A 10,453-nucleotide genomic window follows, 5' to 3' on the forward strand; every position below is an offset into this window, starting at 1 on the left:
TCCGCAACCTGCACGTGTGTCACAAGGTTTTTCTGCTAGTGTCCAAACCATTGACAGCTCAGCGACATCGGACAGGAAGACGGGAAATGGATGTGCGATTGCCTTTAATGAGCGCCGGGGTTTGTCTGGCTCTGCTGATGAGCGGCTGCTCACCCGGCGATGACAAACGCCAGGTCAGCCTTGAGGAAAAAACCGCGCAGTTCGAGACGTCCCTTGAGGCCATCCAGGACCCGAAACTCAAGGATGCCGTGGCCGAATTGGGTGGCTCGCTGCTGTTGCTTGAGCGTGCACAACTCAAACTCGACAGCAAACCCGTGGTCACCGAGTACGGTGAGGACGTCCTTGCGGTGCTCAAGCACTACCCCACGCCACAGGCACTGGTCGACACGTACATTAACGGCCTGTTTGTGCTGCACAAGGATTCCAGCTCCGACTACCTGACCGACCTGCAACCGGTGTTCCCGTACAACTTCAACATTCCGGCCGAGTTTCTCTTTCCACATGGCCTGGAATGGCAGTCGGTGACCCTCAGCAACAAACGCGTAATCCCGTTCCAGCCGGAGTGGTCGGAAACCGATCCGGGTATTCAACTGAGCCCGTCGAGCTCCAACCTGACCAACCCCGACGATCTCACCGTGACCTACCCCTTCATCGACGGTCTGGACGTGGAAAACAAGAACCAGCCGCAACCGGTCAGCCTGCAAGGCAAGGTCGAAGTCGTCGCCCCGCGCCGGCTCTATAGCGTCGACCTGACAAAAAAAGACATTGGCCAGACCCGCACCAACGACAACCTCAGCGTCACCCTGCTGTCACTGACAAACAACTACGCCGAAATCGAATTCAACAACAGCGCACCGCTGGCGCCCGAGGTCAGCGAGACACCCCTTAACCCGCTGATCGTCCAGGCCAAGGATTCCACCGGGCAATTTCTCTCACGTTCGGGCTCGATCAACGAAACGGCCGCGCAAATCGCCTTCTATCAGAAACAACTGGTGAAAATGCAACAGCAGAAGGGCTGGAGCGAGGCCTTCGAAAAGCAGCTCGAAGATGAACAACGCGCGTTTGAGAAGCAACAAACCAAGCATTATTCAAAGGTGTATTTCAACGGCCCGATCGAGACCCTTGAAGTCAGCCTGCTGGACTTTTCAACGGCCACGGTGACGCGCAAAGACCTGGACTTGCCGATCCGTCGCTTCGATCAACACACCACGGCAAAAACCATCCAGCCACTGACATTGCCCGTGGTGGTGTACGACGATCAGGCGCCGATATGGCTCAAAGGCGCGACGCTCACCGAGGAGCAACTGAAGAAAAGCGTCAGCATCCGGCAATCGGTGGACGACCCGAGCGCGGCGCGCATCGAATTCGATCACACCCGAAGCTTCAATGATGAACTGCTGGGCACCTCCTTCAACCCTGGCGATAGCCCCGTCAGTTTCTTTACCGAGGACAGCAGCGGTCAACGCGATGAGCCCATTGAACTGCCGCCCGAGGCTTACCAGGTCGATCCTCTGCGCGGCATCATCACTTATGACCTGAACTTGTTCGCGCAAACGCCGGCGTTTGCGGTGGGCTCCATGCCGCTGTTCCTGGCCACGGTCGACAAGCAAACACTTGACGCCGCCCAACTGCCCAAAGGCCTGGAATTGAAAGGCAATGCGCTGGTGGTTGATCTGAAGCTGTTTCCCGCCCAGGACTGGCGCTTTTTCGCCAGGGACGACAGCGGTCACTATCTCAAGGAGATTCTTTCGGTCATTCACGATGCGAGCGCGCAAGGCCCAGCGTTATTCGGCGTGCATTACTTTTATGGCCAACCCACACGCCTGGAAACCTATCAGCGAACCGACCTTACCACCGTGCAATATGGTTTCGAGGTCAAGCTCGACAAGGCTGATACGTCCGACCTTGCCCAGTAGTCGTCTCAGTGGTCGGGACGAAACTCGAAGCCGCCCAGGTTGCGGCAGCGTCCACCATTGATTTCCCGAAGCTGGGCTTGCAAATGCAGGCACCAGATTTGCGGGTCATCGGCCAGTTCATAGCCGTGCAAAGTCAGGCTTTCAACGATGGTGTCGAGGATCGACTCAGCCACGAACGGACCATGAAACGGGCCCTGGGCCTTGATGGCTGACGGTTGTTCGCCAGCCATTCCGGCGGCAAACAGCAAGGTCCACATGCCCGTATCGCCAGCCAATGGCTTGATAGCGCATTCGATACGGGTCACAAGACCCAAACACTGACGGGTGAGGCAGAGGTTGCGCGACATGGCGGCGACCCTCGTTAGATCCGGTATTCAGCCCCCACGGGAGAGCTGTCTCGATCCAGTGATTACTGTCGATATCCTTGAGCTGAGAATAGAAGAAAAGTCAGACCCGCACGTCAACTGAGACCAGAAGGCGCCGAATGGTCATTGTGTGAATATTGACGTCAGAGTGATGGCACTTTTTTGAGTGGAGTATGACTTTCGACGACACCTCAAAAACTGTGGGAGCGAGCTTGCTCGCGATGAAGCACTGACATTCAACATCTCTGTTGGCTGACAGTCCGCTATCGCGAGCAAGCTCGCTCCCACAGGATCGGTGCGATTTCTGATTGGTTGTATGTCAGGCCGGTTTGGCTTCGACCAAGGCTTCCTGCGCAGCTTCCTTCTCGGCCTCTTTCAGGTCTTCTTCGCTGATCATTTCCGCGATCACCCGCAAGCGCTCCACCACCCGCGCATTCACACTGCCCTCAGGGAATTCGCCATTTTCATCCGGCGCACCGGCAGGCTCACCCACCAACAGGCTCAGCGCTTCGTCAGCCTGGCGCACGGCGTAAACGTGGAATTGACCTGCGCGCACGGCTGCCAATACCTTCTCATCGAGCATCAGCGTCGCCACGTTGGCGTGAGGAATGATTGCCCCTTGCTCACCGGTCAGCCCGCGGGCTTCGCAGAGACGGAAGAAGCCTTCGATCTTCTCGTTGACCCCGCCCACCGCCTGCACCTCACCGAATTGGTTGATCGAGCCGGTGATCGCAAAGCACTGCTTGAGTGGCGTTTTCGACAGCGCCGAGATCAGCGTGCACGCCTCGCCCAGCGAAGCACTGTCACCATCGACGTAACCGTAGGACTGCTCCAGGGCGATACTCGCGGAAATCGCCAACGGGAATTCCTGAGCGTAACGGCTGCCCAGATACCCGGTGAGGATCATCACGCCTTTGGAGTGAATCGGCTGGCCGAGGTTAACTTCGCGCTCGATGTCGACAATGCCGCTGCCGCCCGGATAGACCGTGGCGGAAATTCGCGCCGGCACACCGAATGCCGAATCACCGACTTCCAGCACCGTCAGCCCGTTGCACTTGCCGACTGCCGCGCCATCGGTGTCGATCAGGATGATCCCGGCCAGCATGTCATCGAGAATCCGCGCCGAAACGCGCCCGGTGCGAGTGGCCTTGGCCTTGAGCGCACGCTCGATGTGCCCGGCGTCGGTCATTTCGTCGCCCGCCAGCTGACGAATGAAATCCGCCTCGCTGACCAGTTGGAACAGGTCCCCGATCCGCGCCGACAAACGCCCCTGATGCTCAGCCAGACGCGCGCTGTAGGTCGCCAGGCGCGCCACCGCGTCGGCGGTCAGCGGCGCCATGCCTTCCTCGGAGGTACGGGTTTTCAGCAACTGGGCGAACTGCTCCAGGCTTTCGTCGACCATCGGGATGTCTTCGTCGAAGTCCACCAGAACGCGGAACATCTCCTGGAAGTCCGGATCGAGGTCCTGCAGCGTGTAGTACAACTGCCGGGCACCAATGATGACGACTTTGACCTGCAGCGGAATGTGTTGCGGTGTCAGCGTCACAGTGGCCAGACGGCCCAGCTCACCCAGTGGTGATTCCATTTTCAGTTTGCGCGATTGCAGGGCGCGCTTGAGCGCATCCCACACGAACGGCTCGCTGAGCATTTTTTCCGCTTCAAGGATCAGGAAACCGCCGTTGGCGCGGTGCAGCGCGCCCGGTCGCAGTTGACGATAAGTCGTGTAGAGCGCGCCCTGATCGGTGCTGTATTCGATGCGGCCAAACAGGTTTTCGTAAGTCGGGTGCGGTTCGAACACCACCGGCGCACCGCCGCTGGACGAATGACCGACCATCAGGCTCGGCGCGTATTGCTCTTCCAGCATCTTGCGGGCAACGGCGTCGACTTTGCTGTCGTCCACCAGTTGCTCGACCACGGTTTTCAGCAGGTAAACCTGCATCGCCTGCAGGTAACCGCACACCGCCGCGTTCTCGGCGTATTTTTCCGACAGCGGCGACAACAACGGTTGCAAGGCCAGGGTGATGGTTTCTTCGTTGAGATGACGGAGTTGATTGCTCGACTCGCGCTTCCACTGCGGCAGGCTGGCCAGCTCTTCGTTCAGACGCTCTTCCAGACCGGAAATGTCTTCGTGGAAACGCTCGCGATCGGCTTCCGGCAACTGGGCGAATTCCGCTTCATCCAGCGCCTTGCCGTCGCTCATCGGGGTAAACGCAATGTTGCTCGCGTCGCGGTACAGCGCGACTTCCTTTTCCAGCGCCAGGCGCTCGATGATGTCCAGCGCCTTGTCGTAGCGCTGGTTGAAAGCGCGGTCGATGGCGCTTTTCTTCTGCTGGTAGGACGGGTGTTCGAACACAGCCGGAAAAGTCGCCAGCAGGTTGTCGATCAGCGCGTTGATATCACCGATAAACGCGCCGGCAGTGCCCGAGGGCAACTCCAGGGCGCGAGGCTCGCGGGGCTCATCGAAATTGTTGACGTAGACCCAGTCCGCCGGGGTTTGCAGGCGCTTGCCTTCGGCCTTCAGGTAGCGTTTGACGAACGAAAACCGGCCGGTGCCGGGCTCGCCCATGACGAATACGTTGTAACCGGGGCGTGGCATGGCCACACCGAACTGCAAGGCTTCGACCGCACGTTCCTGGCCAAGCACACCGCGGAAGGGCTCCAGATCATTGGTGGTAGAGAAGCTGAACTGTTCAGCGGAAAACGGACGAGTCAGCGCTTCGGGCGCTAGACGCAAGCTGGCAGCAACAGGATCAGGCATCGGGCTTCCTTACATCAGGCGGGGCAGATAGCGGCATTCTGGCGCTGCCCATACCTCTCTTGCAAGGCGCGCCTTTCGCCAAAGCATAGCCAAGCCGACATGGCCACGCGGGCCGGTGTGAAATCAATGTTTTCAACGAATGTTTCCGAAAAAGTCACGGAACCCTTGGAACATGCCTAAACTCCAAACTGCGCGGCTGGAACAATAACCGGCCCACTGGCGCCAGATAGGGCCAGACCCCTTGTCCATTGGTATGCACATAAAAGAGAACAAAGCTATGAAACGGATTCTTCTCGGTACTCTCTTCACCGCTGTATCCCTCAATGCCATGGCTCAGGCGCCAGGCGGCCCGGATTGCGGTTGGGGCAACATGCTGTTCGAAGGTCAGCGTGGCACCCCGGCTCACTTCCTGGCATCCACCACCAACGGCACTTCCGGCAACGCAACCTTCGGTATGACCTCCGGTACCAACGGTTGCTCGACTAATGCGTCGCTGACCTATGGCGGCAAATCCTGGATTGCCATGAATGGCATGATGAACGAGCTGTCCGAAGACATGGCCAAGGGTCAGGGCGAAGCGCTGACCACTTACGCCGTGGTACTGGGCGTGGCGCCGGAAGACCGTGCGCACTTCGCTGCTGTGACTCACGAGCACTTCCAGCAGATTTTCAGCAAGGCTGACGTGACCGCTGATGACGTGCATACCAACACCCTGGCCATTTTGAAGGCCGATCCTCGTCTGGCCAAGTACGCAACTCAAGCTTAAGCTCGACCCGCCCGCTCCTTTCGGGGAGCGGGTTTTATTTTTTGGACCTGCCCCTTTTTTGGGTCTTTATTCTCGAATATCTAAGTTGCCCACTATGCTCAAACGCCTTGCCTGGCTGGCGCTCTGTGTCTGCGCCCCGCTGTCCGCCGCGCCTACCATCGACAATCAACGTTTGCAGCAACTGGCCAACGATCCCTTCTGGATTTCCCTAGGTCATTACGAAACTGCCAAGCTGGGTGGCTGGCGCAGCTATGTCAGCGACAAGAAGTTCTTTCTGGCGCCCGACGGCGACGAACACCCCGACCGCGAACTGACAGCCACCGTGCAGGCGCTGTACGCCCCGGCCAGTGCCGGCGAACAACACGCGCAATGCGTCTACCCGGCGCGGACTCGCTGGCTGAAGGCACAACTTAATCTGTCCGATTTGCCGACACTGGACTGCGCCGAGTTCAAGCAATGGTTCAAGGATGTCTCGCCCCACAGCGCGGTGATGATTTTTCCGGCCGCCTATTTGAACAGTCCGTCATCGATGTTCGGCCACACGTTGTTGCGCATCGATCAGGCGGATGTGCAGAGCGACAAGACGTCATTGCTCAGCTACGCAATCAACTTCGGCGCCTACATCGAAGGCTCGGACAACAGCATCCTCTACGCCTGGAAAGGTTTGATGGGCGGCTATCCGGGCCTTTTTGCGCTGGTGCCGTATCAGGAAAAACTCTCGGAATACCGCAGCCTGGAAAACCGCGACCTGTGGGAGTACCGGCTGAACCTGACGCAGCAAGAAACCGAGCGCATGGTCGAGCACATCTGGGAACTCAAGCAGATCCAGTTCGACTATTTTTTCTTCGACGAAAACTGCTCCTATCGCCTGCTGGAATTGCTGCAAGTGGCGCGTCCGAGCCTGCGCCTGACTGAACAATTCCCGCTGACCGCCATTCCCACCGACACGGTCAAAGCGGTGAAAGAAGCCGGCCTGGTGGAATCCATTCAGTATCGGCCGTCCCGCGAACGTGAACTGCTCAGCCGCGCCGAACCGTTGAATCCAGAAGAACAGCAGTGGGTGCTGAAAGTCAGCGCCGACCAGAAACAGTTGCAGGAGCCGGCGTTCAAAGCGCAACCGCGCGAGCGTCAGGCGCTGATCATCGACGCGGCTTACCGCCTCGAACGCTACCGCGCCAACGGCCAGGAACGCGATCCGCAGCGGGCTCAACGCAGTTTTGAATTGCTGCGGGCGATTAACCAGAACCCGGCGCCGGAGCTGGACATCCCGCAACCCGGCCTGCCCGAGGACGGTCATGAATCGCGCACCTGGCAGGCTGGCATTGGCACCCGGGGCGACAAGGCCTTCGGTGAATATGGCCTGCGCATGGCGTATCACGATCTCAACGACAACTCGGAAAGCTTTCCCCTCGGCGCGCAGATCGAAATCCTGCAGATGAAACTGCGCCAGTACGAAGGCAACCAGTGGCAGTTGCAGCAACTGGATCTGGCGACCATCCGTTCCCTGACCCCGCGCAACGAGCTGCTGCAACCGCTGTCGTGGCAGGTCACCGGTGGCCTTGAACGGGTGCCGGGCAAACATGATGACGAGACGCTGGTCAGTCACGTCAACGGCGGTGGCGGCGGCACCTGGCAACTGGCCGACGACATGCTCGGTTTTGCCTTGGGCACCGTGCGTGTCGAGCACAACAACGACTTCGCCGGTTTTATTGCCCCTGCGGCGGGTTTCAACAGCGGTGTGCTGTGGAAGAATCCGCTGGGCAATTTCAGCCTGGAGGCCAAGGGGGATTTTTTCATCAATGGCGAAGTACGCCGTAGCGTGAGTCTGAACCAGCAGTGGGAATTGTCGCGCAACCTCGGCTTACGCCTGAGCGCCCAGCGCGAGTTCAGCCACCTCGCTTCCCCCGAAAACGAAGTGATGCTTGAGGTGAAGTGGTATCACTACTGACCTGTAGGAGCCGGCAAGCCGGCTCCTATAACGGATTTTCGCTTCCTGACAGATCCATCACGCTCCTTTCACAAACGCCTCACGAATCCACTCCTAGACTTCACGTATAGGCCGTTGAACGGCCGGGAGTCCGAGATGTGGCGTTGCGTGGGTGTGGTGGGTGTATTGATGTTGATCATGGGCTGTCAGACAACCCACGAAGATCTGATCGCCAAGGGTTATCCCCCCGCGTTCGCCGATGGCTTCGATGACGGCTGCAGCAGTGGCCGACAGGCCGCCGGGGCGATCACCGGTGAATTTCGCAAGAACGTCCCGCGTTATCTCAAGGACAAGCAATACGCCGAAGGCTGGAGTGATGGCTTCCGGCAGTGCCAGGCCATGCGTGAAAGCGAAGACCGCGAAGACTATCGCAGCCATCATTGGGATGAACGTGAAAAGGCCTGGCAACAACAGAAAGATCAGGACGCCGCCCGTGCGTTTCGCTCGCAATGAGTCGCTGCCAGACATCCACCGAAACTAAAAGCCTGTGACCATGGCCCAAACCCTATAACGGGAGAACACCATGAGTCGCGCCTTCGTCAACGAAGATAACGCCGCCGCGCAAGCCGATCAGCCAGTCGAACGGCAGGTCAGCACGCAGCCTAATTACGTCACGCCCACAGGCCTTGCCCAATTGCAGGCGAAAGTCGCCGAGCTGCAGCAATTGCACAGCGAACAATCGTCCAAGGGCGAACACGCCGACAAGCAGCGCCAGGCCGATCTTGAACGAGACTTGCGCTACTTCAATCAGCGCCTGCAAAGCGCTCAGGTCGTGACCGCCGCCCGCTCAACGCAAAAAGTGCAGATCGGCAGCCGCGTGACCTTCGCCGACGAGCACAGCACCGAGCAAACGGTGCAACTGGTCGGCGAGGATCAGGCTGACGCGTCTGCGGGCCTGATCAACTGGGGTTCACCGCTGGGCCGGGCATTGCTTGGGGCGCAACTCGGCGACGAGGTGCTGTGGCAACGCCCGGCCGGCGATCAGATGATCGAAATCATCCGCATTGAACCGGCTTAAACCACGCCTTGGGCGAGCATGGCGTCGGCGACTTTGACGAAACCGGCGATGTTCGCGCCTTTGACGTAGTTGATGCGGCCGTTCTCTTCGCCGTAATGCACGCACGCATGGTGGATCGACTGCATGATCCCGTGGAGTTTGCTGTCCACTTCCCCGCCGGTCCACAGCAGTCGCATGGCGTTCTGCGACATCTCCAGCCCGCTCACCGCAACGCCGCCGGCGTTGGACGCCTTGCCCGGCGCAAACAGAATCCCCGCATCGATAAACAGGTCCACGGCTTCCAGGGTGGTCGGCATGTTCGCGCCTTCTGCCACGCAGACACAGCCGTTGCGCAGCAACGTACGCGCGGCCTCGGCATTCAGTTCGTTTTGAGTGGCGCAAGGCAGCGCGATGTCGCACACCAGATCCCACGGGCACTGACCCGCACGGAACTCCAGACCGAAACGGCTGGCCAGTTCGCTGATCCGCCCACGTGTGACGTTTTTCAGCTCCAGCAGCGCCAGCCATTGTTCTTCGGTCAAACCAGCCTCGCAGTAAAGCGTGCCTTCGGAGTCCGAGAGCGAAATCACCTTGCCGCCCAGGTCCATGACCTTGCGCGCCGCGTACTGCGCAACGTTACCGGAACCCGAGATCGCTACGCGCTTGCCTTCGACGGCTTCACCGCTGCGCTTGAGCATTTCCTCGGCAAAGTACACGCAGCCGAAACCGGTGGCTTCCGGGCGAATCAGGCTGCCGCCATAGCTCGGCCCCTTGCCGGTCAATACGCTGGTGAACTGGTTGCTGAGGCGTTTGTACTGGCCGAACAGGAAACCGATCTCGCGGGCACCAACGCCGATATCACCGGCCGGCACGTCAACGTCCGCACCGATGTGACGGTACAACTCGCTCATGAAGGCCTGGCAGAAACGCATGACTTCCGCGTCGCTTTTACCTTTCGGATCGAAGTCCGAGCCCCCCTTGCCGCCGCCCATGGGCAACGAGGTCAGGGAGTTTTTGAAGGTTTGTTCGAAGGCGAGGAATTTCAGCACGCCGAGGTTCACCGAAGGATGGAAACGCAAACCGCCCTTGTACGGGCCGATCGCGCTGTTCATCTGGATGCGGAACCCGCGATTGACCTGCACCTTGCCGTGATCGTCGACCCAGGAAACGCGAAATACAATCGCCCGCTCCGGCTCGCAGATCCGTTCCAGGATGCCGGAGGTCAGATAATGCGGATTGGCTTCGAGAAACGGCCACAGGCTGCGCAGGACTTCTTCGACAGCCTGGTGGAATTCAGGTTGGTCCGGGTCGCGTTTTTTCAGTCGGGCAAGGAAGGTTTCGACGGATTCGATCATGGAAAAGTCTCGGCAAATTTATTGTCGTTGAAAGAGATTGGGCCGGACTTTAGCAAACGGAATGCGCACTGGAACAGAGCAAAATGTCGCGTTTGTGAAATCAAATGGTGCGCAGGATATAAATTTATCGGCCTTTTGAGGGTTTTTTGCACCCAAACAGGGATTTGCTTCTGGAGTCTTGCACCATCAGATAAATCGCCATCGCTAGCAGGCTAGCTCCCACAGTGGTTTGGCATCGATCGCATAACCCCTGTGGGAGCTAGCCTGCTAGCGATGGCCGCACCACGGTGTCACAGAAAGCAAAAAAAA

At 58.9% G+C, this 10,453-nt stretch carries 8 protein-coding genes; 5 read left to right on the forward strand and 3 right to left on the reverse strand.

Annotated elements, in window-relative coordinates:
* Positions 1 to 86: 86 nt before the first annotated feature.
* Positions 87 to 1,916 (forward strand): hypothetical protein, encoded by a 1,830-nt coding sequence (locus tag Q7W83_RS24220; protein ID WP_150633506.1) that lies wholly within the window; start codon positions 87 to 89, stop codon positions 1,914 to 1,916.
* Positions 1,917 to 1,921: 5 nt separating this feature from the next.
* Here Q7W83_RS24220 and Q7W83_RS24225 read toward each other — a convergent pair whose 3' ends face one another.
* Both Q7W83_RS24225 and Q7W83_RS24230 read right to left on the reverse strand, forming a co-directional pair.
* The gene (locus tag Q7W83_RS24225) at positions 1,922 to 2,263 is read right to left on the reverse strand and encodes a PA4575 family protein (RefSeq protein ID WP_017340866.1); all 342 of its coding nucleotides are present in this window, start codon (positions 2,261 to 2,263) and stop codon (positions 1,922 to 1,924) included.
* Positions 2,264 to 2,600: 337 nt separating this feature from the next.
* On the reverse strand, positions 2,601 to 5,039 hold the full coding sequence (locus Q7W83_RS24230) for a Lon protease family protein (protein ID WP_150633507.1): 2,439 nt from the start codon (positions 5,037 to 5,039) through the stop codon (positions 2,601 to 2,603).
* 277 nt (positions 5,040 to 5,316) lie between these two features.
* On the opposite strand from Q7W83_RS24230, the gene Q7W83_RS24235 reads away from it, so the two are divergent.
* The 4 genes from Q7W83_RS24235 to Q7W83_RS24250 all read left to right on the forward strand — a co-directional run bounded on the left by Q7W83_RS24235 (position 5,317) and on the right by Q7W83_RS24250 (position 8,810).
* Positions 5,317 to 5,805, forward strand: coding sequence for a DUF3015 domain-containing protein (locus Q7W83_RS24235; RefSeq protein ID WP_150633508.1), 489 nt, complete (start codon positions 5,317 to 5,319; stop codon positions 5,803 to 5,805).
* Between the two features lie 94 nt (positions 5,806 to 5,899).
* The gene (locus tag Q7W83_RS24240; RefSeq protein WP_473657381.1) at positions 5,900 to 7,753 is read left to right on the forward strand and encodes an Lnb N-terminal periplasmic domain-containing protein; all 1,854 of its coding nucleotides are present in this window, start codon (positions 5,900 to 5,902) and stop codon (positions 7,751 to 7,753) included.
* A gap of 135 nt (positions 7,754 to 7,888) precedes the next feature.
* Positions 7,889 to 8,245, forward strand: a complete 357-nt coding sequence (locus Q7W83_RS24245) for a hypothetical protein (RefSeq protein WP_150633510.1) — start codon at positions 7,889 to 7,891, stop codon at positions 8,243 to 8,245.
* A gap of 70 nt (positions 8,246 to 8,315) precedes the next feature.
* Positions 8,316 to 8,810, forward strand: a complete 495-nt coding sequence (locus Q7W83_RS24250) for a GreA/GreB family elongation factor (protein WP_150638328.1) — start codon at positions 8,316 to 8,318, stop codon at positions 8,808 to 8,810.
* Here the strand turns inward: Q7W83_RS24250 and gdhA are convergent.
* A complete protein-coding gene (gene gdhA / locus Q7W83_RS24255; protein ID WP_150638330.1) occupies positions 8,807 to 10,144 on the reverse strand; it encodes an NADP-specific glutamate dehydrogenase in 1,338 nt (445 codons plus the stop codon). The two genes, Q7W83_RS24250 and gdhA, sit on opposite strands and share 4 nt — an antisense overlap.
* Between the last annotated feature and the right edge of the window lie 309 nt (positions 10,145 to 10,453).

This window comes from Pseudomonas sp. 300, assembly GCF_055803035.1.